Genomic DNA, 24,046 nt, shown 5'->3' on the forward strand with positions numbered 1-24,046 from the left:
TTAGTTTTTAAGTAACAGAAAAAGGGTGGTCTATGCCAGGCGAAGAGGTCAGCCAAGCCAAGCAACAGCTCAAATTAATTATCGAACCTTACTTATCAGTAAGTGAAGTCGAGAAAGTGCTTGCTGCCTGTGATTTTGGAGATCTGGCACACACTGGTATTACCCGTAAAAGTGGTGAACCTTATATTCTGCATCCTATTGCGGTCAGCTGTATTTTAGCTAATATGCGTTTAGATCCGGAAACTTTAATGGCAGCGCTCTTACATGACGTCATTGAAGATACTCAATATACCAAAGATGATATTATTGAGCGCTTCGGGCAAACAGTTGCAGAACTCGTTGATGGCGTAACTAAGCTAAGCCAGTCAAGCGATAAAGAATATAATAAAGCCGCATCTTTCAGAAAAATTCTGCAAGCAACCTTACAAGATCCACGCGTTATTATTATTAAATTAGCTGATCGCTATCATAATATGACCACATTGGGTGCTCTGCGTCCCGATAAACGTGCTCGTATCGCGCAAGAAACTTTTGATATTTTTGTACCTATGGCAAGATTAGTCGGCATGAATGAGATGGCTGATAATCTTGAAAATTTATGTTATCAAAATCTTGATTTAGATATGTTTGATAACGTTCAAAATGCTTTACTTCAAACCAAACCCGAACGATGTAAATATCAAAGTATTTGGGAACAAAATCTTGCAGAGCTTCTGCACAACTATCACATTCAAGGTCGCATTAAAAAGAAAAATAATAATATTGAGTTATTACGCCATTTCGTTAAAAACGAAATGGATTTACAAGAGCTGACTCATAGTCATGCTTTTGAAATCGTTTTACAGTCTATTGCTGACTGCGACCGCTTAGTGGCAGCATTAAAAGAAAATTTCCAAGTCATCCAGTATCAAGATCATATCCGCCGTCCACTACCTGGCGGGAATCAGTCTTTACTGATCAAGCTCAAAGGCGAAAAAACTACGCTATCACTCACCATCCAAACTGAATTGATGCGTAAAGCTGCCCGTTTTGGTGTGGTATTAGGTGAAAATGCTCCACAAACTTGTCGCTCTGCCATTCAGGCATCAATGCAAAATTTAAATACACTCATTGATAGTGAATGCGCTAAGACAACTTTTAACGATTTACTTGATTATCTACATCAAGAAAAAATTTGGGTCTATACCCCACATGGTCAATTACATGAATTACCACAAGGTGCAACAGTAGTTGATTTTGCCTATTCAGCTAGTCTTTTCTTGGGTAACCATGCGGTAGGTGCGAAAGTTGATGGTGAAATTAAGCCACTTTCAACCCCCCTAGTCAGTGGGCAAGTTATTGAAATTATTACTGATGTTTTAGCAACACCAAATCCAGATTGGCTTAGCTTTATTAATACTCAGAAAGCTCGTCGTGCTTTACAACACGTGCTCAAAGATCAAGATATTGAAGAACAACGCTTAGTCGGTGCCCAAGCACTTTCACGCGCGCTGAAACTATTTAATCGCTCAATCAACGACCTTTCAGATGCAGATTGGCTAGACCTCTTACAATGGCGTCATATTGACAATAAAAATGCATTATTTGAGCAAATTGCAGTTGGAGATTTACTTCCTCAACTTGTAGCCAACCATTTGTTTGCAAATGATAAACATCCACAAGTAGAAAATTCGGACCGATTAATTCAAGGTACTGAAGGTATCGATGTTAAATATGCTCACTGCTGTAACCCAATTTTAGGTGATTTAATTCAAGGTCATTTAACACGTCGTGGCCTAATTGTGCATCGTATTCGTTGTCATAATTTACTTCATGAACAACATCTACATCCAGAAAATATTATGCCGCTTCAATGGAAAGCAGATGATGTAGATGATGTACGATTTACAGCCTACCTTGCGATTTATATGGCAATGAATGATGAACAGGTATCAGATCTCATCTATCAATGCCGTAAAAATAATGCGGGGGTGGAAATGGTGCATTCCAATGAGCAGCGTACTTTCGTTAATATTGTAGTCAACAATCGTAAACATATTGCGAAAGTCATTCGTGATTTACGAATGCACTATGGATTCCCACGTATTGAGCGTTTGGATGCCCCTGCTCCACAAGCAGAAGTTTCTAAAGTCAGCTAAAAATTGTTCTACTTTACTAAAATCTAACTTTCCATAAGCACCTAATTAATTAAATCGATGATACTTTTGTCAAAACCTATCATCGATTATGATGGAAAAAGATTTAATCAAGGAGAACCAAATGTCCCGCCAAGTCATTCATACTGAAAATGCCCCTGCTGCTATCGGCACATATTCTCAAGCTATTTTAGTAGGTAACACACTCTATCTATCAGGGCAAATTGGTTTAGACCCTTACAGTATGGATCTTGTAGACGGTATTGAAGCTCAAATCCGCCGTGTATTCGATAATCTCAAAGCAGTATGTGAAGCTGCGGGTGGCTCACTTGCAGATATTGCAAAGCTCAATATTTTCCTTACTGATTTATCTAATTTCCAGCTTGTAAACCAAATTATGGGCGAATATTTTGCTCAGCCATACCCAGCTCGTGCAGCACTTGGGGTAGCAAGTCTACCTAAAGGCGCATTAGTAGAAATGGATGGAATTGTAATTATTAATCAATAAGATAAAGATTTAGCTACAGATTAATCCTTAAATATTTAGTTCTAAAATTAGATACCGCTATGCTTAGAAATCTAAACAACCATTAGATTTCCGCTTAGGCGGTATTTTTTTATCCAAAATCCCAATAAAGATAAATGAGATTTTAAATGAATTTCATTGAAAAACGATAATAATTATCAATAATATCAATTATCGCATTTATATTTGGGGATTACTCCCATGTACGTTTGCTTGTGTCGTGGCATTACCGATCAGGATATTAAAGACGCTATTGAAAATGGCGCTGAAAGCTATCGTGAAATTCGCGATTTGCTTGACCTCGGTACTTGCTGTGGACGCTGTGCACCAGAAGCACGTGCTATTATTAGTGAAGAATTAGCAGAAATTGCTGCGCGCATTTCTGTAGCTGCATGATAAAAATTAGTATTTAACAGTAAATTATTGACTCCTCCACCGCTTTTTGCGGAACGTTAATTGTTCCTCATTCAAGCGGTTTTTTTTGGAAGGAAATTCAGCTTTACCAATATTGTGTTGTTTTTGATTGCGATTTTCATTTGCTGTTCTATAAATTACTCGCCATATCTGTGAATGTTCACTAAAATGAATTCATAGATTGCCTTAATTGGATTAAGGCAGAAATTGTTTTGGAGTAGCTACAATGAAAGGCAATCGTGATGTAATCAATCAGCTTAACCAAGTGCTGTATCATCATTTAACTGCAATTAACCAATACTTTTTACACTCTCGCATGTTTAATGACTGGGGAATTGAACAACTCGGTTCTGCTGAATATAAAGAATCAATTCGTCAAATGAAGCATGCCGACAAGATTATTGAACGTATCTTATTTTTAGAAGGTCTCCCTAATCTTCAACACTTAGGTAAATTGTATATCGGTCAACATACAGAAGAAGTTCTGCAATGTGATATTCGCAAAGTGAAAGAAAACATTGAAGCTATTCAAAAAGCAGTTGCATTAGCTGAAACAGAGCAAGACTATGTAACACGTGATTTGGTACAAGAAATTTTAGAAAAAGAAGAAGAATACTGGGATTGGTTAGATACTCAAATTGACCTTATCGGTAGCGTTGGTATCGAAAACTATATCCAGAGCCAAATGTAATTTCTTATAAAAAAATCCCCTTGAATACAAGGGGATTTTTTTATTTATCTTTTAATAATTGCGGCAGTGTTATTTGCTGTCCATAAAGGTGCTGCAAAATAAATATTTGTCGCTCTGCCTGATCTATTTTTCCATTATAAGCAAGTAACTGAGCATATTTACGTAAATTATAGGGGGTTGCTTTGTTCTTCACAAAATTTCCCCATTGAATTAACTCTGCTTCAGATAAAGTTACATGAGGATTAAGCGCAATCCACTTTAAACGCTGCTCAAATTGGGTTAGAACAAAAATCTGGTCACTTCCCATAAGCTCGGCATTTGGCTGCTTATTTTTAAATAGTAAATTACTATTCATGACATATACGTTGTAATCACGCCAAATTGCGATCATAAGTATTAAGGTAACACCCCAAATTAAATGCAGAAGATGTTTACCTAGTACAAAACCTTTCAGTATTGGAGTCTGTGCTTGAATTACACCCAATAAAAAGCCACAAGTCAGTAAGAAATAAGCATAACGCTGCGGAAATTCTAACATGGCATGAATAAGTACTGTACAGACCATCATCACTGCAATAATCGAAATTGTTTCTTTCGCTTGTTGATTTAACCAAAACAACCAACATGTAAAGTAAGCAATAATCACGATACCAATTGGAATACCATTCCAAATAATAAGATCTAGCAATACATTGTGAGCACTAGTCGTCCATTCTGCTGTTGGGAAAAGAGTATAAGCAGACATTTGAGCAACACTAGTTTGATTCCACCCACATCCCAACCAAGGATGTTGCTGTACAGCGAGTAACATTTGCGTCCAGATATTAAAACGCAAATAACCAGAACTTGCCCGTTCAGCCAAGCTACTCGCCTGAGTTATATCTGTATGCGACCATGCATCAATTAAGCTTGTAAGAAACGGTAAAACTAAGCCCGCCATGAGGAAAAAGCCAGCACACCATAATAAGCCTTGAAAAAGTCCAAAACGCTTCGGTTTGTTAAATTGCTTAACAGCCCAATAGGTGAGTAAAAATGGAAAAACAATCCAAGAAGTGCGTGATTGACTTAGGACAACTGCAAATAAAATAGTTAGTGCTGATGGCAAGAGTAACCAAACTGAAGCCTTGTTCTTTTCATATAAATATAAGCATCCTAATAACCCCATAATGAGAAAGGTTGCCATATTATTGGGTTGGCCAAAGTTACCGTATGGACGATTACCAATCAAATGCAACATATATGCAAAATGTGTATCAATATTTAACCATTGGCAAACCGCAATAAAGCTAGTTGCAACTGAAACAATGACGGTAAGCAGGCTAAACCCTGTAAAAATTTGGTCCCGCTGCTGATAATCTAATGACAGGTTATAGCCAGCCACAACCATAAACCAAAAGCCTAATAAGTAAAGTGAACTTAACAAAGCTGTACTAAAATCAAAAACCAGACCAAAAGCCCACTGCATCACTGGAATTAAAATAAATGGCAATAGTAATAATTGCGCCCGCGGAATTTTTATATTTTGATAAAAAAGTGCAGCTACGGCACTTAGACCTGCCGCAAAGGTACTCATTTCACTAGAAAACATCACCCAAGGGTTATAGTGAAATGGAGATAGCCATGCAAAACCTAACAGGATTGCTGCGAGGAATAAAAAGAATACTTGCATAGTGACAGGTTACAGACCAAAAACTTGAGAAGAATTATACATGGAAGAAAGTGAGAAGAATTAGCTTGTATATGTATCTTCTCACAAGATTTCCTAACTTATTTCCATGGTCGTAAGTCTACAATTTTAACCACTTGAGCTGAGTTTTTATCCACTAAAACAACCATATCTATAGCATTTGCTTTTAAAGGAACCCATGCATTCGCTTCTGGGTATTTTTTCAAAATATTTTCTACATCTTGTTTAGAGTTAAATTTCTCTAATTCTTTTAAATTTTGAACTTTATGCTGCATAAGTGACTTAACTTGAATTAAATCAATATAAAGTTCTGGTCGTTGAGCAGAAGAAATACCACTAAATATTTCTTCAAACATACTTTTAGTACGTTGTTCCTTATTTTCTGGTATTTCAACAGCGGCAAATTGCGGAGTAAACCAAGAAGGATATCGGAATTGTGGCTGAATTATTTGAATATTGGGCTCAATAATTTCATTATTACGTACAAGTTCAAAACGATCTACATTATAAACTAACCAAGCAGGGCGACCTTGAGCAATGCTATATAAACCATACCCTAAGGCCAAAATTTGAATAAGGATAATTACTGCTAAATCAAATTTAAGTGTTTTTTTTGCTTCTTTATATACTAAAAAACTTAAAGTAGGGCCCAATATAACATCTATAGCTATCATCATTAAAAAAATTTGTATAACACCAACAGCTTTAGCTAAAGGTTGAGGATACCAAATAAAAAATACCCACAGAAGAATTAAAAAAGCGAACAAGAAAGAAATTAACAAATGGTAAAAAAAGAATTTAGATCTCATTGTTAATAATTTTTTCATAGTTTCATTTCCCCGTGTTTTTCCAACCAAATATCAATGAATCATTAACCTGATATAAAGATTCTGTACTAAATTTCTTATGATGTAATTTTTCAATAATCAATAAATGCTTTTTTGCTTCATGAAGCTGGTTATTAAGAGCAAGGGCCTGTGCATAACGATATAAAGCAGTGGGTGTAGCATAACGATATGATACTGATTTCATCCAATTTAATTCATCTTTTGACATATGAGCTACAGGAGGTGTACGAATAAATTTTAGCTGGTCTCGAAGTTGACTAAGTAATAAAATTTTAGGAGCAGATTGATTAGCATGAATATTTCCAATATTAAGAGACTCAAAACGTGCTAATTGAACATCTTTTTCAATAGCTTTATATTCTAGAAAAATCCAAATATATAAAGAAAAAGCAAAAACTATAAATATATAAAATAATTTATTATTCACGCTTATAGTTTTTACAGTATTATTTTCACCCTGTACCAAGCCTAATAAAAATCCAACCGGTAAAAGAAAAAAGGCGTATTCCAATGGAAACTCTAACATTGCATGAACTAAAACTGCCCCTACCATAGATAAAGCAGCAAAAGCTTCTATAGAAATAGCTAGTTTACTTAATTGATATAACCACCACCCAATAAAACCAACAATTAATATACCTAATGGTATTCCATTCCATATAAATATATCTAATATAATATTATGACTATGTTCAACCCACTCATCTGTTGGATATTTTAGAAAAACAGATAATTGTGCGACACTCACCTGATTCCATCCATAACCAAATAAGGGTTGCTCTTTTATTGCTATTAGCATCTGTTTCCACATTGGAATACGTAAATAGCCAGTTGTACTACGAGTTATGATATCAGCTGTGCCAATTACTCCCAATGAACTTGAAAATTTCGGCAAAACCAATATAAAAACGATATAAATAATTAAAAAATAAAATAATAAATTTTTATTTAATCTTGTTTTTAAGTAATTTTTTTTCCAAAACCACCAAATTATAAAAAGTGAAATAAATATCCAAGATGTACGCGATTGAGTTAATGCAATACCAAACAAAATAACAGTACCAATTATAACAAAGCCAATTTTATTAATATATTTTTTTTCATAAATATATAAACTTGATATCAACCCCATTGAAAGAAAAGTTGCACATGTATTAGGTTGAGCGAAATTAGCATAAGGTCTAGATGATTGAGATAGATCAACAAACCATATACTCCCATTACTTAATAACAACCATTGATTAATTTCAATATAAACACTGATTAAACCATTAAATAAAATAAGAAAAAACAACCAATTATAAATTTCTTTATTTTTTCTCTCTATTAAAAAACCAAATAATAAAGCAAGAACAAAACCTAATATATAAACAACCGCTATTAAAGCATCTCCTAAAAAAAATATCTTACCTGCCATAAACTGTAAAATTGGAATAAAAGCACTTAAAGATAAATATATAAAGGGCAAAGGTAACAATATTATTTGATTTTGTTTGACAAAAACTATACTTAAAATTAATAATGCTAAAAATGCAAGAAAATCACTATGTGCAGCAAGCCAAGGCATATAATGGTTAGGAATCAACCAAGCAGCACTCATTAAAAATGCTGCAAAAATAAAAACATATCTTACTAACATAATAATTTCTTGTTTAGAATAAAAAGAAAGGGATGTATAAACATCCCCTCTATATGACTAAGCTATTAATTAAGCACCGCGGCATGAACCTGGTAAAAATTTTGTAGGCATAGGATTTGTAGTACCTGGGCCACATTTCCACGCACCAACAGAAGTACCAATATTTGTATTTGTCATAGCAGTACCATTAGCTAAAGTTGGTGTCATAACAATCGTACTATTTCCAGCAGCCTTTAAAGATGAGTCATTTGTAGTAGTTACAGTAATTACACCATTTTGATCTGTTTGTACTTGCTGCACATATTTAGAAGCTGCACTTGTAGTAGAACCAACTTCACATCCCCACCCATTTGCTGCTGGTAAAGAACCACTTGCCGATTGATAAACTTCAGTTACAGTCGTACGGCATGCTGAACCAGCTAAAATTGCCTCAGATACTTTTGCACGAACTGTATAATCTTGATATGCAGGTAATGCGACAGCTGCTAAAATACCAATAATCGCTACAACGATCATGAGTTCGATTAATGTAAAACCTTTTTGTGCATTCATAGCCTTTTCCCCAAAGATTGTATGTATGTTTTTATATAAGCTTTTTGAGCTATAGAATATATAGCAGCAACCATGCCAACTTTTATTTTCATTAAAAAACAAAAACTTATAAATATTTTAAACTTATTTGAAATGCTAAAGCAGTAAATAAGTGACAAAAATTGTCATTATAATTTTTTTAGAATTAAATCACTAATAAAAATTTCTTTACAGTCTACTTCTTTTTTTTACTTTTTAATGTGACAAAAATCTCTTTAAAAATACATAATTAGATGACATTTTTTGTCAGTCAGTTTATTGTCCAAATTTTTTAAAACAGCTAGAGTTTGTGTAGATAAGTTAATTAATAATGATAGGTGCATTACCCAATTCATTATTCTGATCTGGCATATTTTCATCGTAAAACCGAGACATCACATCACCAATTTGCTGAACCCCAATCACTACAGCTTGTAGATACTTCTTTTGTTTAAGCTGCTGCACAATAGACTCACAAATCTGTTGCCATACCTGCTCAGTCGTCGCGCTTCGAATACCACGATCAAATATAATTTCTACTGTGCGTTCACATAAATTTAAATAGAGCAGTACACCGCTATTAAGTTCAGTATCCCAAACCCCAAGTTCTGCAAATAATTGCTGTGCCCTTAAGCGCGTGTTCTGTCTATATGCTTGTGAACAAGGAATATGCCCTTCTATAACAACCTGTATTTCACCCACATGACCAAGTTCTGCTTGTTGAACAGCTTCAGCAATAGCTTGTTTATCCCTTTTACTAAAATAGCGGCTACTAGCAGGAAAATAGCAAAGATGCTTAAACCAACGTTTTAAACTTGGCTCTACATATTCCTCAATTTTTGGATGAGTAATAATTTGTGTTGTTTCTGATGTTGTTACCATGACCCTGAAGCACCTCCACCACCAAAACGACCTCCGCCGCCGCCATAACCGCCGCCTCCACCACCGAAGCCGCCTCCGCGTCCACCACCACCAGAACCACTTAAAATAGCCTGTAAAATAAGTTGGGCAATTGAGGTAATAAGTAAAAAGAAAATACCAAATCCAAGTAATAAACTAGTGACCAAACCAGCACCGTTTACAAAGCCTGCTACCGCGGCAGCAACACCTGCTGTAGAAGCACTAAGAGGTCGACCAACAATAAAAGAGCCTATAATTCCGGCAATAAGAATAAACAACGCCATTGTCAAAGTAGTTTGTTTGGCTTGTTGTTCTTCGGCAGCCTGATGTTGGCGCTCTTTTAAATCTTGAGCAGCTTGCTGAGCAACTTCCGGATCTAGATTTAAAATCCTTCCGATTTCATCAAGACCAGCGTTTAAGCCTTGAGCATATTGGGCTTGTTTAAAATAAGGTGTAATTTGATTTCGAATAATTCGACTTGCAACGATATCAGGCAATACACCTTCTAAACCATAACCAGTCAAAATTTGTATTCTATGATCGTTAATTGCAACTGCGATAAGTAAACCATTATCTCGTTTACTCGAACCAAGTTGCCATTTTTCGCCGACACGTAAAGCGTAATCAAATATATCTTCTTGGCCTGTAGTCGGTACAATCACAATACCTATTTGTGCCTTACCTTGCTGGTATAGATTTAAAATTTTCTGATTGAGTTGCTGCTTTTCAGCTTCACTCAAAATATTGGCTTGATCAATAACAGGCTGATTTAATGTTGGTAAACCGCGAATTGATTCACCATCAGCCATGTCATTCGCAACCTGAGCTTGAGGCGCGGCACTTGAAGCAGCCTGCTCATTGATTTTAGGTTCCGATGCTTGAGCTTGCTGCTGTTGAATAATTTTACCTGCCACCACAGTATCAGTTTCATCTGTAGCAGTGGCAATATTATTCTCACTCCAAGCCGCACTCTGAAACAGAACACTGCAGCAGAGCACTATTAAGGTAATAACAAACACCTTAATTTGCTTAAACTGAAGCAATATAGTATTTTTCATGCGGCTCTTCCCTGATTTAAATTAATCGAAAGAAACTTTTGGAGCCTGCTGAGCCGATGCTTCTGCAGAGAAATTAGCTTTTGGATGCATACCAATCACTTTCGCTGTTACAGCTTGTGGGAACTGACGGACATAAGAGTTATAGTCTTGAACAGTTGTAATATAACGATTACGTGCCACAGCAATTCGGTTTTCTGTACCCTCAAGCTGAACCTGTAACTCTTGGAATTGGGTATTGGCTTTTAAGTCTGGGTAATTTTCTGAAACAGCAATCAGTCGAGATAACGCACCAGTTAACTGGCTTTGCGCTTGTTGATATTTTTCAAGTAATGCTGGGTCTTCCAATACTTCTTTATCAACCTTCAAGCCTGCTACATTTGCGCGTGCCTGAGTTACTTCAGTTAATACTTGCTCTTCGTGCTTAGCATAACCTTTAACTACATTTACAAGATTTGGTACTAAATCTGATCGACGTTGATATTGGTTCTGTACCTCAGACCAAGCCGCTGTTACAGCCTCATCTTTGACCTGTAAAGTATTATAGCCACAGCCGGAAAATAGTAAGGTGCTTGCAAGTGTTGTCGCGATTACAAGTTGTTTAAACGTTTTCATCGTCACTTTATCCTCAAGTTTTTCTTTATATTTTTAACCTCTTGTCTCGATTGTATGATGAATTTGGCATTATTGTGTTGCTTTTATTTTATAGATTTAAAAAAAAACCGGATCTTTAAATCCGGTTTTTTTATTCTAGCTTGGCCTTAACTTTGTTTCCTCTTGGAAACTTGTCATTTGATATTCATCCGCCAAATAACTCTTCCAGTAATCGACCATCTGGCCATAGTTTTTTTGACTCGGATGAAAGTCTTTTCTGTAATAAGCAAAATATTCAGGAGTTAGCTGTATAAGCATTTTAGCAAGCAAATATAGCCCAAATAAGTTACCTCCGACTTTAGGCAAGCTTTTCCATTTATCTTGCCAAAATAACCGCGTCGTACCATAGAAAGCAAGACTCGCAAATCCCGTAGTAACACTACGCATGAGTAAACGGCGAATACGATCATCACCATATACATGTTGGTACACATCAAATGCAACTGAACGATGCTCGATTTCCTCAATCGCATGCCAGACCCAAAGCTTTAGCGCATCTTGGTCCAAAGTTTTTAATAATTCAGGATGCTGTAAAATATACCCTCCAAGCAAAGCCGTAAAATGCTCAAATGCACATGTCAATGCCAGCTGTAGCTTAGGAGAAATTGTTCTTAAATATTTATCACGCTCATTCAACCAAGCCTGAAAACGATCCAGATTATAATCATCACGGCGCCAAGCCTCATTAAATTCACCATGCGCTTTTGAGTGCATCGCTTCTTGTCCAATAAAAGCTGCAATTTGTGCCTGCAATTGGGGATCGGAAACTTTGTCACGTACATTACGCACGCTATTTACAAAAAACTGTTCTCCTACGGGAAATGTTGAAGAGAGTGCAGTTAAAAAATGGGACATTAAAGGCGAATTTGCAAAATAATAGCGCTTGATTGCTTGAGGATTAAACTCAAGGCGACGCACTGTAATACCCAACGCTTTTCGACGATTTAAATATGATTTTTCTGCCGTCATACCTGCGATGTTCATGCTCAACACCTACTGTAGTGAAGAAGGAAGTTTTGAGTATCTCTTGCAACTAAGGGGCCAAAAAGGGCAAAAAAGCTTATTGTATTTGCCAAAAACATCAAACTGATTAACGGTAAAAAATAAAGCCTGCATATAGCAGGCTTTATCAAAAACTTTAGTAATGATTTTTAGATTAAACACCAAGATAATCTAAAATACCTTCAGCAGCTTGGCGACCTTCCCAAATAGCCGTAACTACAAGATCTGAACCACGCACCATATCACCACCAGCAAAGATTTTCGGGTTTGATGTCTGGAATTTAAATTCTTGGTGCTCTGGTGCAACTACACGACCTGAACCATCAAGATTAATATTCACATTACCAAACCAGTCTGCTGGACTTGGACGGAAACCAAACGCGAGTAAAACTGCATCTGCCGGTAAAATTTCTTCCGAACCTGGAATTGGCTCAGGGCTACGGCGGCCACGACTATCTGGTTCACCCATCTGCGTCGTTACCACTTTTACGCCTGTCACTTTGCCATTCTCACCAACAATTTCGATTGGTTGGCGGTTAAACAAGAACTTTACGCCTTCTTCATACGCATTTTTTACTTCACGTGCAGAACCTGGCATATTGCTTTCATCACGGCGATATGCACAAGTTACATCATGAGCACCTTGACGCAATGAAGTACGGTTACAGTCCATAGCGGTATCACCACCACCAAGAACAATAACTTTTTTACCGTCTAAGCTAATGTATTCACTTGGATCTTTTTCCCAACCTTGGCAACGGTTCACGTTAGAGATCAAGAAATCTAGCGCATCATAAACACCTTCAAGATCTTCACCCGGGAAACCACCTTTCATGTAGGTATAAGTTCCCATTCCCATGAATACTGCATCATATTCAGCAAGTAATTCATCAATCGTGACATCTTTACCAATTTCAGTATTTAAGCGGAATTCAATACCCATGCCAGTGAAAATTTCACGGCGGCGCTTCATCACATCCTTTTCCATTTTGAATTCTGGAATACCAAATGTCAGTAAGCCACCAATTTCAGGACGCTTATCAAATACAACTGGCTTAACACCACCGCGGGCTAAAATGTCGGCACAACCTAGCCCTGCTGGACCTGCACCAATGATCGCAACTTTTTTACCTGTCCACTTTACATGGGACATGTCTGGGCGCCAACCCAAAGCAAAAGCGGTGTCATTAATATATTTTTCAGCATTCCCAATAGTTACTGCACCAAAACCATCATTTAAGGTACAAGCACCTTCACACAAACGGTCCTGCGGACACACACGACCACATACCTCAGGTAAAGTGTTCGTTTGATGGCAAAGCTCAGCAGCCTGGAAAATTTGTCCTTCAGCAATGAGTTTTAACCAGTTTGGAATGTAGTTATGTACAGGACATTTCCATTCGCAATATGGGTTACCACAACCTAAACAACGGTGTGTCTGATTAGTGACAGTTTCCGAAGTAAAAGGTTTATAAATTTCCACAAATTCTGCTTTGCGGACAGTAATATCTTTTTTCTCTGGATCTTGACGTGGTACATCCAGAAATTGAAAGTCATTATTTAGGCGTTCTGCCATGTCTCTCTCCGTGGGTAGGCGCGGATTTCCCTGTTGCCCGCACCTGCCTATGTCTTTGCAGTCGTGGAATTATTGTGGATCAGCTTGCGTAGTTTTCAAAAGCGATTGCAAGTTAGCAGCTTTTGGTTTTACAAGCCAGAATTTACGGCTGTAGAAATCGAACTCATTGCGAATTTTATAAGCCCAAGCACTACCAGTTTCTTTAATATGCTCGTCAATAATACGCAACAAGAACTCTTTATGATCTTCCATAGATTCTGTTGAAATACGGGTTAAGTCAATTAACTCGTGGTTGTAGTAATCTACAAAGTCATTATCGAGGTCAAGCACATAAGCAAAACCGCCTGTCATACCTGCACCGAAGTTATGACCCACTTTTCCAAGCACAGTCACAACACCACCAGTCATATATTCACAGCAGTGGTCACCTGCACCTTCAATAACAGCAAATGCACCAGAGTTACGAACGGCGAAACGCTCACCTGCCGTACCAGCTGCAAATAACTTACCGCCAGTTGCGCCATATAAACAAGTATTACCAATAATTGCTGTATTTTGTGTTTGGAAAGGCGAACCTTTTGGTGGGAAGATCGAGATACGACCACCCGCCATGCCTTTACCTACATAGTCGTTTGCATCACCTTCAAGACGGATATGTAAACCACCAGCATTCCAAACACCAAGTGACTGACCAGCAGTACCTGTTAGGTTCATTACAACCGGATGTGCTTCCATACCCAAGTTGCCATAGCGACGAGCAATCTCACCCGATACACGTGCACCAATTGAACGGTCACAGTTCACGACATTAAAGTTGAACTGACCGCCTGCACTTGACTCAATTGCAGGAAGCATTTCTGCAACCATTTTCTCAGCCAATACACCTTTATCAAATGGTGCATTACCTTGTACTTCACAGTACTGCGCTTTACCTTCAGCAGCAGGATGAGAAGTTAACAATGCACTTAAATCAAGGTGAGCATGTTTTTCAGTTTCACCCGGCAATACTTCAAGTAAGTCCACACGACCAATTAAGTCTTTAAGTGAAGCTACACCAAGAGCCGCTAACCATTCACGTGTTTCTTCTGCAATAAAGTGGAAGAAGTTAATGAGCATTTGTGGTTCGCCAATATAGTGCTCTTGACGTAAATGGTCTTGTTGAGTTGCAACACCAGTTGCACAGTTGTTTAAGTGGCAAATACGTAGATATTTACAACCTAATGCAATCATTGGTGTTGAACCAAAACCGAAACTCTCAGCACCTAAAATTGCTGCCTTGATCACATCAAGACCAGTCTTTAAACCACCATCAGTTTGTACACGTACTTTGCCACGTAAGTCATTTACACGAAGTGCCTGATGCGCTTCACTCAAGCCAAGCTCCCATGGAGAACCTGCGTGGTGAATTGAAGAAAGCGGAGACGCAGCAGTACCACCGTCATAACCAGAAATGGTAATAAAGTCTGCATATGCTTTAGCAACACCAGCAGCAATCGTACCTACACCCGGTTCAGATACCAACTTCACAGATACCATCGCTTTCGGGTTAACTTGTTTCAAGTCAAAAATCAGTTGCGACAAATCTTCAATTGAGTAAATGTCGTGGTGTGGCGGAGGTGAAATAAGTGTCACACCCGGTACTGAGTAACGTAAACGCGCAATCAAGCCATTCACTTTACCACCTGGTAACTGACCACCTTCACCTGGTTTTGCACCTTGAGCAACTTTAATTTGCAAAACTTCAGCAGAAGTTAAGTAAGCAGGTGTTACACCGAAACGACCAGATGCAATTTGCTTAATTTTCGAGTTACGAATTGTGCCGTAACGTGCAGGATCTTCACCACCCTCACCAGAGTTTGAACGACCACCAATAGTGTTCATCGCAATTGCAATTGCTTCATGTGCTTCTGGAGAAAGCGCACCTAAAGACATGCCTGCCGAGTCGAAACGAGGCAAGATATCTTCAACCGATTCAACTTGTTCAACTGGGATCGGATTAGTTGTTTTTAACTTAAATAAGTCACGAATAGTCGCTACTGGACGGTTATTTACCAATTCAGCATATTCTTTAAAGTCTTCGTATTTACCAGAGCGAACCGCTTTATGTAGTGAGTTAATCACATCTGGGTTAAACGCATGGTACTCTTTACCAAATACGAATTTAAGCAAACCACCCTGATCAATTGGTTTACGACTTGACCAAGCTGTCGCCGCTAATTTTTTCTGGTCATTTTCAAGATCAACAAATGTTGCACCTTGGATACGACTTGGAACGCCTAAAAAACACTGATCTACAACTTCAGAAGATAAACCTACTGCTTCAAAAAGCTGACCACCACGGTAAGAAGCTACTGTCGAGATACCCATTTTCGAAAGAACTTTTAACAAGCCTTTCTCAATACCTTTACGGAAGTTTGCTTGTGCATGAATCGGATCACCTAAAAGCTCACCTTTCGCAATCAAGTCATTGATTACGTCATATGCAAGGTATGGGTAAACAGCAGTCGCACCAAAACCAAGTAATACCGCAAATTGGTGTGGATCACGTGCAAAACCAGTTTCAACCATAATGTTTGCATCAGTACGCAAACCAGTTTTAATGAGATAATGGTGTACCGCACCCGTTGCAAGTGCAGCGTTTGCAGGTAAGTAACCTTCACGAATGTTTTTATCAGTTAAAACAATTAGGGTTTTACCATCACGAACAGCTTGTGCAGATTCTTCACAAATACGCGTAATTGCCGCTTGCAAACCTTCTGTTTCAGCATAGTTCAAATCAATATCAACTGCCTCATAACCTGCACGCTCAATTGTACGGATTTGCTGCATTTTTGAATTTGACAATACAGGGCTAGAGATGATGATACGATCAGCATGCTCAGGACCTTGTTCGAATACGTTCTGCTCACGACCCAAACAGGTTTCAAGTGACATAACAATTGATTCACGCAGTGGGTCAATTGGTGGGTTTGTCACCTGTGCAAACTGTTGACGGAAGTAGTCGGTCACATGACGTACTTGACGAGACAATACAGCCATTGGCGTATCGTCACCCATAGAACCAACAGCTTCCTGACCGCTCTCAGCGATTGGACGTAACAACTGGTCGCGCTCTTCAAATGTCACCATAAACATTTTTTGAGCTGCTTTTAATGCTTCACCAGTTAAACCTTTATCAACAAGTTGCTCTTCAAGTTCTGGGTTTGCATTTAAGCGAATCGCGTGATCACGTAACCACTCACGGTACGGGCGCATGTTTTTCAAATGAGTACTAACATCTTTAGTATCAAGTACTTTACCTGTTAAAGTATCGACTACCAAGATTTGACCAGGACCTACACGACCCTTGGAAACTACGTCTTCAGGTTCATAGCCCCAAACACCAATTTCAGATGCTAAGGTAATATAATCATTTTTAGTAATTACCCAACGTGCAGGGCGCAGGCCATTACGGTCAAGCATACAAATCGCATGGCGGCCATCTTGAATAACAAGACCAGCAGGACCATCCCAAGCTTCCATATGTTTTGAGTTGAATTCATAGAATGCACGCAAGTCTGCATCTAGAGTTTCAACGTTTTGCCATGCTGGCGGTACGAGCATACGTAAAGCACGGAATAAATCCATACCACCGCCCACCAAGATCTCAAGCATATTATCCAAGCTTGAAGAATCCGAACCTGTACGGTTTACAATCGGGTTAAGCTCAGTAAGGCCTGGCAATAATGGGTTTGCAAATTTAGGAGTACGCGCTAACGCCCAGTTACGGTTTGCTGTAATCGTGTTGATTTCACCATTATGCGCAAGGTAACGGAATGGCTGAGCCAAAGGCCAACGCGGTAATGTATTTGTAGAGAAACGTTGGTGGAATACCACGATATGCGATTTTAAGCGCTCATCTGCCAAATCTGTATAGAACTCAGCAATTGCAGCAGGCATCATCAAGCCTTTATAGCTAATAACTGTCGAGCAAAGCGTAGTCACGTAAAATGACGGATCTTTTTGAAGTTGTTGTTCCGCACGGCGACGCGCCAAGAATAACTTACGGTTAAATTCAACCTCAGTTACACCCATTGGACAGTTCACAATGACTTGTTCAAAAGCTGGTAAAGATTGAAGCGCAATTTCACCTAATGCATCGTTATTTGTAGGGACGATACGCCAAGCGAGTACACGTAACCCTTCTGACTCAATTTCTTTTGTTAAAATATTTTTAGAGTGCTGTGCTAATGCAGGATCAATATTTAAAAATACCGTACCCACAGCAAAAATTTCACTTAGTGTAATATCACTTAGTTTTTTTGCTTCATCACGGAAAAATTGCTTTGGCATCGCCAATAATAAGCCGCAACCATCTCCCGTCTTGCCATCTGCGGCAATACCACCACGGTGCGTCATGCAACTTAAACTGTGAATCGCGGTTTCTACTAGATGATGACTTGATTCACCCTTCATATGGGCAATCAGTCCAAAACCACAGTTATCCTTAAACTCATCAGGCTGATATAAACCTTGAGCGGGAGCTACAGTATTAGGCGATGGCATGTGCATAGCGTACCCTTCTTTCAATAAGGCTCTTTCGAGCGTCAAACAAACAACTTCTTTTTGCGATAGTGCCTACGGATGACAGTTAGCTCAATGTTTCGCAAACAAAAAATTTTGGGCTGATAAGCCAATATACGCTGTTCCATTTTTACGTACACTGGTTTTTGCTAGAAAAATGTTTTGACTTATTTCGCACTCTTTTAAAGCAGTTGGACTCCACGCCTCTGCATAGAATTCACTTCTTAGAGGGCTAAAATAGTTTGCAGCACATTAATAAGCACAACAATAAAGCAAAAAGTGTGCCATATTGAAAAAGTAAGACTAAATCCTTATATTTATTATAAATATAGTTATTTTATTCGCGTTATCATGTTAAAAAATGTCTAAATATGCACCACATCTGATCAAAAAATATTATCATACAATCAGTTTGCACCATTTTTGCGCATATTATTAGATAAATTAATTCCCTTTTATGCCCTCATTTGTGGCATTTTTCTGTTGTCCCTCATTGATTCGTGTTTGAGGTGTTCTATTAGGCTGATCAATATTAGAATTTGATTGCTGTACATCAACCACATTTCCTTCTGCATCACGACGAATAATAGTAGTTTTTGTAGCTGAATTAGTTGCAGGAGCTTTAGGCTGAGCATTGGCAGTTCCCGTAGCTACTCCTGACATCAATAATGACTCATCAATTGTAGGTAAAGCAGCCGGACGCAGACGTACTTCATAAAGCTGATTATTGCCACCTTTCATCTCATCTGCCCCTAAGTCATTTACCAGTGAGGCATAACTTGAGAACTGTTGTGGCTGAGGTTTAACTGACTCAGGTAATTGCAGGTTAATTTGTGTTAATTGCTGAATTGCATCTTCTGAGCGTTTAAACGTGCCATAAACCAACACATACTGCTCTGCTTGTTGTTCCCCACTTAAACGGAAATAAATAAATTTATTACGGTCGGTACGATTTTTTAAAAAGTTTTTAATAATATCTTCATCAGAGGCACGAAATAACTCAAGCGTCCATTGTTTTTTATTTTCATTAATAAACTTTGTACCGCGAAACTCAGGTTCATGCTCACCCGAAGCCACAGTACGTGTAGTTAAATCGAGTGGACGAACCTCATCAGCCAAAGCACCTAGGTTAGGTGTTGTAGCAACTTTCTCTGGTTGAATTTGTACAGGCGCCTCAGAGTCAGCGGACTTTTCAACTTCAACCAGTTTTTTGCTATCTGTAATTACCCAAAAAATAAAAGCAAGCAATAAGCAGACAATACCACCAACCAACCAGATATATTGTTGAACATTCTGCCAAAGTGTACGTGATACAGTCATGCTTTACCTTATTTGTTATCCGTGTTGATTCGCCAAAATAGCTTGTTTCATCAATTCGACATCAAAGTCCTTGGTAATTACTGCTTGTCCAAGTTGCTTTAACAACACCAAACGTAATTGTCCATTAAGAACTTTTTTGTCATGAGCCATATATCCAAGGAAATCATCCAATGGAATTTGTGGACATGATATCGGCAAATTCGCACGTTGAATGATTTTTTTTGTACGAGCTACATCTTCATTTGAGATCCAGCCCAAACGCTGTGATAAATCTGCTGCCATCACCATACCAGTTGCAACAGCCTCACCATGCAACCAAGTACCATAACCTAGATACGACTCAATCGCATGGCCAAAAGTATGGCCTAAATTAAGTAAAGCGCGTTCACCTTGTTCTTTCTCATCATTCGCAACAATACGCGCTTTATGAACACATGAACGATAGACAGCTTCTGCAAGTAAATCAGCATATCTAGCAACAAGGCCATCCATATTTTCTTCAAGCCAAACCAAGAAATCAGCATCACCTAAAAGTGCATATTTGATCACTTCAGCTAAACCGGCCGAAAGCTCACGTTCTGGCAATGTATTCAATTGTGCCATATCAGCTAAAACGACTTGTGGTTGCTGAAAAGCACCTAACATATTCTTGCCAAGCGGATGATTGATTCCTGTTTTTCCGCCAACACTCGAATCGACTTGTGAAAGCAATGTCGTAGGAACCTGTACAAAACAAACGCCACGTTGGAAACAAGCAGAAGCAAAACCCGCCATATCCCCAATCACGCCACCACCTAAAGCTAAAACTGTACAATCGCGATTAAAGCCGGCTTCAAGCAATGCATCAAAAATTAAATTTAAATGTTGAATATCTTTATATTTTTCGCCGTCAGGTAAAATACAAGACGCAACCGTTTTACCCAGACTTTTTAATGCTTCTTGATAGTGGCTTAAATATAATGGTGCAACCGTAACATTGCTTACAATCATGACCTGTTGACCATGTATATATGGCTCGAGTAACTGTTTCGGGTCAAGTTGACTACCAATAAAAATAGGATAACGGCGTTCGCCTAATTCAACATGTAAAGTTTGCATGAATTTATAAAACCACTAGTCAGTTCGTCTATTTTAACTTGTTCGCTAGAATAAGTTGCAAAATCTTTTGTGCGAGATCACGTGCAGCACCTTGATTTGTTTCAATCGTATAATGTGCAACTTCTCTATACAGGGGGTCTCTAATCTTTAATAAATCCCGCAATTTTTGTTCAGGATTTTCAACTTGTAATAAGGGTCTGTTTTTATCCCGATAAGTTCTTTGTAGTTGTAATTCAACAGGAGTATATAAATAAATAACGATTCCACGTTGCTTTAAAAATTCTCGGTTAGATGCTTGAGTAATCGCCCCACCACCCGTAGCAAGCACTAATGCTTTACGTGAAGTGAGCTCATTTAAGACCACAGTTTCACGGGTACGAAATCCAACTTCTCCTTCTTTTTCAAAAATCCAGGGAATAGTCGCCCCTGTCTTGCGCTCAATTTCATGATCACTATCTAAGAATTCACGCCCTAATAGTTCTGCTAAATGACGTCCAACGGTTGTTTTTCCTGCCCCCATGGGCCCTACCAAATAAATATTTGGCAGGGTTTCAAACGCTTTGCTTGGCAAGGCGCCACCTATTTCAATTGCTTTCATTAAAAAATATATTAATGATTTCTCGCTAAAGTGTCATTAACAATTCGTGGTGTTACGAAAATCAATAATTCTTGCTTATCATCAGACTTTACATCTTTTCTAAATAAATGCCCTACAACAGGAATATCACCAAAAAACGGAACTTTGGTTTGAGAATTCGTCGTTGTTTGCTCGAATACACCACCTAAAATAACGGTCTCTCCATTATCAACCAGCACATTGGTATTAATATTATTCTTATTCAGAATTAATTCACCATTTGGGGCCGCACCTGCTACAGAGTCCTTAGAAATATCCAATTTCATTTGAATCTTACCGTCAGGCGTAATACTTGGAGTTACATTTAGGCTTAGTAATGCATCTTTAAATGATGTTGTAGCTGTTGAGCCTGCAGCAGAATTTGTCGTAGTTTGATATGGAACTTGTTGACCTGTTGCTACTTTCGCAGTTTGCTTATCGGCGGTCATCACTTTAGGCGTTGAAATTACTTCACCATAACCATCGGCTTGTAAAGCTGAGAGCTCAAGATCCAACATGAAGTCCGACATACTAATAAGACCAAAGGCAATACTACCGGCAGGATTAGAAACCCCCAAATCAACGTTTAAATTATCTGGGCGCTCAATCGTATATTTATAGCCACCTGTAGTTTCATCTTTTTTAGGTTCGCGCAGATTCCATAAAGTTGTTTCACTACCACCAACCAACAAATTTTTATTATTGGTAATACCTTGCGAAAGAATGCCCCACTTCACACCAAGTTCTTTGGTAAACGACGTAGACGCTCTCACAATACGTGCTTCAACCATAACCTGTTTAACTTGCACATCAAGCAAGTCAATCATTTTTCGAATTTGATCAATCGACTGAGCAGTATCATTAATAATAAGAGTATTAGTTCGGTCATCTTGAGTAATGGTACCGCGAGGGCTAAGTAAACTACCCACATTATTCCCAAGACTATCAACGCCAGTATTTAAATTGGTTGAAGTTGAAGTTCCTCCACCAGAAGTATGTTGTAAGCCATTACTATTATTTGAGCCTTGAGTAATTAAACCCATAATATCGCCAGCTTTAGCGTATTTAAGTTGAATATACTCTGTCTGTAACGGAGCAAGTTTTACACTTTGCGCTACAGCTTTTGCTTCTTCCTCTTCCGCTTTAATCAACTCTGCAACAGGAGCAATCCAAATCACATTCCCATTACGACGTTTATCAAGATTTTTAGTTTTTAAAATAATATCCAGAGCCTGATCCCAAGGTACATCTTTTAAACGTAGCGTGATATTACCTTGCACACTATCAGCAGCCACCATATTGATTCCCGTAAAATCAGCAAGGAGCTGTAAAACACGGCGCACTTCGATGTCTTGAAAATCTAGCGAAAGCTTATTTCCAGAATAATTTGGCGTTTTATATAGAGAAGTTACATTTTTATCTTGTGGTCGTTTCAAACTGATTGTGAGCTTATTTTCAGCCTGATATGCCATGTATTCGTAGCTACCAGATGACTGAATAGTAATTACACCAGCACCTTTATCATTATAAGCATCAATACTTGAGACTGGTGTTGCAAAATCATTTACATTTAGACGACGCGCCAAATGTGCCGGAATTTTTGTACCTAAAGTTCTTATAACAACTTTACTGCCTTGTTGTTGAACATCTACAGGTGTATTACTTCCCAAAAGATCCACAACAACTAAACCTTCTCCCTGACTACCACGCTGAAATCCAATGTTTGAAATACCTTGTGGTTGTGCAGTAACTACTGGTACAGGTTTATTATTCGGTTGGACCGAATTAATTTTTAAAATGAAAGTATTACCTTCCACACGTGTTGTAAACGCTCCAGCATCTTTTAAATTTACAGTCAAACGTGAACGTTGATCATCTGAAGTTACATCTACAGAGCTTGCTTCATTGGTCGCAACAGCAATTTTAGACTGTTTTAAACTTTGTTGAGCTTTATCAAAATCTAATATTAAACGTGACGGATTTTCAAGTTGGTAAGCCTGTGGCTGTGGTGGCAATCCATTAAACATAACTCTAATTTCTGTGCCCTGACCTGCAACTTGCGTTGGTACTATATTGGTCATGCTGACCTGTGCAGATGCAGCCTGCATAATTGCAACAGCTACAGCCCCCATAGAAAACTGACGGAATACCTGATTCATTGTCTGACCATCCCCAATTAAATAATCTTTAAAAATACTTTTTCGTTTTTATTCCCTAAGTTTTAGGGTGCAGGCCCAATCAAGACCAAAGTTCTCGGTCTCTCGACATAGCCTTCTCGACCATCTGGCACAATCTCGACCAGATCAATCTGGGTTGGACTAATATGAGTAATACGGCCCTGATTCATGCCCATATAATTACCCACTTGTACCCGTTCAATTTGATGATCCGGTGTCTGAATCAAAGCCAATATTTGACCACGATTATTACGCATGCTTCCTTTCATATTTAAGGCTTCAAGTGCATAGTTTTCTAATGGTTGCGGTGCACGTGAGAAATTTGGATACACTCGCTTCCCGGCCATAATTTTAAGCTCAGCTGCCAGTGAGCTTGGCATAAACGGGCTTTTTAATTGATGAGCAGCATAATTAAATTGTGGTACAGGGGTAAAAATCGGCGCTGGCTCAATAGGGAGCGGTGGCTGATTACGAATACTTGCCATTTGCTGATTGACTGCGTCAATTCTTGAATCACATCCCACAAGAGCGGCACAGGCCAAAACATAAAGAGTAATTTGCTTAATTTTCATCAT

19 protein-coding genes are annotated in these 24,046 nt (G+C 38.4%); 4 read left to right on the forward strand and 15 right to left on the reverse strand.

The features are described 5' to 3' along the window. Positions 1-32: 32 nt before the first annotated feature. From ABLC00_RS16950 to bfr, 4 genes are all read left to right on the forward strand, one after another. Entirely contained in the window at positions 33-2,138 is a 2,106-nt protein-coding gene (locus ABLC00_RS16950) for a bifunctional (p)ppGpp synthetase/guanosine-3',5'-bis(diphosphate) 3'-pyrophosphohydrolase (RefSeq protein WP_004711681.1), read from the forward strand. Between the two features lie 121 nt (positions 2,139-2,259). After that, positions 2,260-2,643: a RidA family protein gene (locus ABLC00_RS16955; protein ID WP_006582555.1), complete on the forward strand. Its 384-nt coding sequence runs from the start codon at positions 2,260-2,262 to the stop codon at positions 2,641-2,643. A gap of 219 nt (positions 2,644-2,862) precedes the next feature. After that, complete coding sequence (locus ABLC00_RS16960) at positions 2,863-3,057, forward strand: bacterioferritin-associated ferredoxin (protein WP_000289091.1); 195 nt, start codon at positions 2,863-2,865, stop codon at positions 3,055-3,057. Between the two features lie 244 nt (positions 3,058-3,301). Beyond that, positions 3,302-3,766 carry a bacterioferritin gene (bfr, locus tag ABLC00_RS16965; protein WP_000678123.1) on the forward strand — a complete coding sequence of 155 codons (465 nt, stop codon included), beginning with the start codon at positions 3,302-3,304 and terminating at the stop codon, positions 3,764-3,766. Positions 3,767-3,806: 40 nt separating this feature from the next. Here bfr and ABLC00_RS16970 read toward each other — a convergent pair whose 3' ends face one another. The 15 genes from ABLC00_RS16970 to ABLC00_RS17040 form a co-directional block, all read right to left on the reverse strand. Beyond that, positions 3,807-5,435, reverse strand: coding sequence for a PglL family O-oligosaccharyltransferase (locus ABLC00_RS16970; protein ID WP_006582554.1), 1,629 nt, complete (start codon positions 5,433-5,435; stop codon positions 3,807-3,809). A 98-nt stretch (positions 5,436-5,533) separates the two neighbouring features. Continuing rightward, positions 5,534-6,280, reverse strand: a complete 747-nt coding sequence (gene tfpZ, locus ABLC00_RS16975) for a TfpX/TfpZ family type IV pilin accessory protein (protein WP_006582553.1) — start codon at positions 6,278-6,280, stop codon at positions 5,534-5,536. Positions 6,281-6,284: 4 nt separating this feature from the next. Beyond that, a complete protein-coding gene (locus ABLC00_RS16980; protein WP_033846214.1) occupies positions 6,285-7,940 on the reverse strand; it encodes a PglL family O-oligosaccharyltransferase in 1,656 nt (551 codons plus the stop codon). A 69-nt stretch (positions 7,941-8,009) separates the two neighbouring features. After that, positions 8,010-8,492 carry a pilin gene (locus ABLC00_RS16985; protein WP_006582551.1) on the reverse strand — a complete coding sequence of 161 codons (483 nt, stop codon included), beginning with the start codon at positions 8,490-8,492 and terminating at the stop codon, positions 8,010-8,012. Between the two features lie 339 nt (positions 8,493-8,831). Then, positions 8,832-9,392, reverse strand: coding sequence for a TPM domain-containing protein (locus ABLC00_RS16990; protein ID WP_006582550.1), 561 nt, complete (start codon positions 9,390-9,392; stop codon positions 8,832-8,834). Then, positions 9,386-10,468: a YgcG family protein gene (locus tag ABLC00_RS16995; protein ID WP_006582549.1), complete on the reverse strand. Its 1,083-nt coding sequence runs from the start codon at positions 10,466-10,468 to the stop codon at positions 9,386-9,388. The genes ABLC00_RS16990 and ABLC00_RS16995 overlap by 7 nt, the downstream gene beginning before the upstream one ends. 21 nt (positions 10,469-10,489) lie before the next feature. Continuing rightward, positions 10,490-11,080 (reverse strand): LemA family protein, encoded by a 591-nt coding sequence (locus ABLC00_RS17000; protein ID WP_002051712.1) that lies wholly within the window; start codon positions 11,078-11,080, stop codon positions 10,490-10,492. 135 nt (positions 11,081-11,215) lie between these two features. Further along, entirely contained in the window at positions 11,216-12,103 is an 888-nt protein-coding gene (locus ABLC00_RS17005) for a metal-dependent hydrolase (protein WP_032011719.1), read from the reverse strand. Positions 12,104-12,275: 172 nt separating this feature from the next. Continuing rightward, entirely contained in the window at positions 12,276-13,697 is a 1,422-nt protein-coding gene (locus ABLC00_RS17010; protein ID WP_006582547.1) for a glutamate synthase subunit beta, read from the reverse strand. A gap of 69 nt (positions 13,698-13,766) precedes the next feature. Further along, complete coding sequence (gene gltB, locus ABLC00_RS17015; protein ID WP_170318180.1) at positions 13,767-18,242, reverse strand: glutamate synthase large subunit; 4,476 nt, start codon at positions 18,240-18,242, stop codon at positions 13,767-13,769. Between the two features lie 462 nt (positions 18,243-18,704). Beyond that, complete coding sequence (locus ABLC00_RS17020) at positions 18,705-19,580, reverse strand: hypothetical protein (protein WP_002051731.1); 876 nt, start codon at positions 19,578-19,580, stop codon at positions 18,705-18,707. Between the two features lie 15 nt (positions 19,581-19,595). Continuing rightward, positions 19,596-20,678, reverse strand: coding sequence for a 3-dehydroquinate synthase (gene aroB, locus ABLC00_RS17025; protein WP_006582545.1), 1,083 nt, complete (start codon positions 20,676-20,678; stop codon positions 19,596-19,598). 28 nt (positions 20,679-20,706) lie between these two features. Continuing rightward, positions 20,707-21,276 (reverse strand): shikimate kinase AroK, encoded by a 570-nt coding sequence (gene aroK / locus ABLC00_RS17030; protein WP_006582544.1) that lies wholly within the window; start codon positions 21,274-21,276, stop codon positions 20,707-20,709. Between the two features lie 11 nt (positions 21,277-21,287). Next, positions 21,288-23,453 carry a type IV pilus secretin PilQ family protein gene (gene pilQ, locus ABLC00_RS17035; protein ID WP_004711661.1) on the reverse strand — a complete coding sequence of 722 codons (2,166 nt, stop codon included), beginning with the start codon at positions 23,451-23,453 and terminating at the stop codon, positions 21,288-21,290. Between the two features lie 62 nt (positions 23,454-23,515). After that, on the reverse strand, positions 23,516-24,043 hold the full coding sequence (locus ABLC00_RS17040) for a pilus assembly protein PilP (protein WP_006582542.1): 528 nt from the start codon (positions 24,041-24,043) through the stop codon (positions 23,516-23,518). Positions 24,044-24,046 lie beyond the last annotated feature (3 nt).

This window comes from Acinetobacter nosocomialis (genome assembly GCF_041021905.1).
GTDB lineage: Bacteria > Pseudomonadota > Gammaproteobacteria > Pseudomonadales > Moraxellaceae > Acinetobacter > Acinetobacter nosocomialis.

Bases quoted from the DNA above. Each gene is read 5' to 3' on its own strand.
- ABLC00_RS16950 (WP_004711681.1), top strand. From the start codon at position 33: ATGCCAGGCGAAGAGGTCAGCCAAGCCAAGCAACAGCTCAAATTAATT.
- ABLC00_RS16955 (WP_006582555.1), top strand. From the start codon at position 2,260: ATGTCCCGCCAAGTCATTCATACTGAAAATGCCCCTGCTGCTATCGGC.
- ABLC00_RS16960 (WP_000289091.1), top strand. From the start codon at position 2,863: ATGTACGTTTGCTTGTGTCGTGGCATTACCGATCAGGATATTAAAGAC.
- bfr (WP_000678123.1), top strand. From the start codon at position 3,302: ATGAAAGGCAATCGTGATGTAATCAATCAGCTTAACCAAGTGCTGTAT.
- ABLC00_RS16970 (WP_006582554.1), bottom strand. From the start codon at position 5,435: ATGCAAGTATTCTTTTTATTCCTCGCAGCAATCCTGTTAGGTTTTGCA.
- tfpZ (WP_006582553.1), bottom strand. From the start codon at position 6,280: ATGAAAAAATTATTAACAATGAGATCTAAATTCTTTTTTTACCATTTG.
- ABLC00_RS16980 (WP_033846214.1), bottom strand. From the start codon at position 7,940: ATGTTAGTAAGATATGTTTTTATTTTTGCAGCATTTTTAATGAGTGCT.
- ABLC00_RS16985 (WP_006582551.1), bottom strand. From the start codon at position 8,492: ATGAATGCACAAAAAGGTTTTACATTAATCGAACTCATGATCGTTGTA.
- ABLC00_RS16990 (WP_006582550.1), bottom strand. From the start codon at position 9,392: ATGGTAACAACATCAGAAACAACACAAATTATTACTCATCCAAAAATT.
- ABLC00_RS16995 (WP_006582549.1), bottom strand. From the start codon at position 10,468: ATGAAAAATACTATATTGCTTCAGTTTAAGCAAATTAAGGTGTTTGTT.
- ABLC00_RS17000 (WP_002051712.1), bottom strand. From the start codon at position 11,080: ATGAAAACGTTTAAACAACTTGTAATCGCGACAACACTTGCAAGCACC.
- ABLC00_RS17005 (WP_032011719.1), bottom strand. From the start codon at position 12,103: ATGAACATCGCAGGTATGACGGCAGAAAAATCATATTTAAATCGTCGA.
- ABLC00_RS17010 (WP_006582547.1), bottom strand. From the start codon at position 13,697: ATGGCAGAACGCCTAAATAATGACTTTCAATTTCTGGATGTACCACGT.
- gltB (WP_170318180.1), bottom strand. From the start codon at position 18,242: ATGCCATCGCCTAATACTGTAGCTCCCGCTCAAGGTTTATATCAGCCT.
- ABLC00_RS17020 (WP_002051731.1), bottom strand. From the start codon at position 19,580: ATGACTGTATCACGTACACTTTGGCAGAATGTTCAACAATATATCTGG.
- aroB (WP_006582545.1), bottom strand. From the start codon at position 20,678: ATGCAAACTTTACATGTTGAATTAGGCGAACGCCGTTATCCTATTTTT.
- aroK (WP_006582544.1), bottom strand. From the start codon at position 21,276: ATGAAAGCAATTGAAATAGGTGGCGCCTTGCCAAGCAAAGCGTTTGAA.
- pilQ (WP_004711661.1), bottom strand. From the start codon at position 23,453: ATGAATCAGGTATTCCGTCAGTTTTCTATGGGGGCTGTAGCTGTTGCA.
- ABLC00_RS17040 (WP_006582542.1), bottom strand. From the start codon at position 24,043: ATGAAAATTAAGCAAATTACTCTTTATGTTTTGGCCTGTGCCGCTCTT.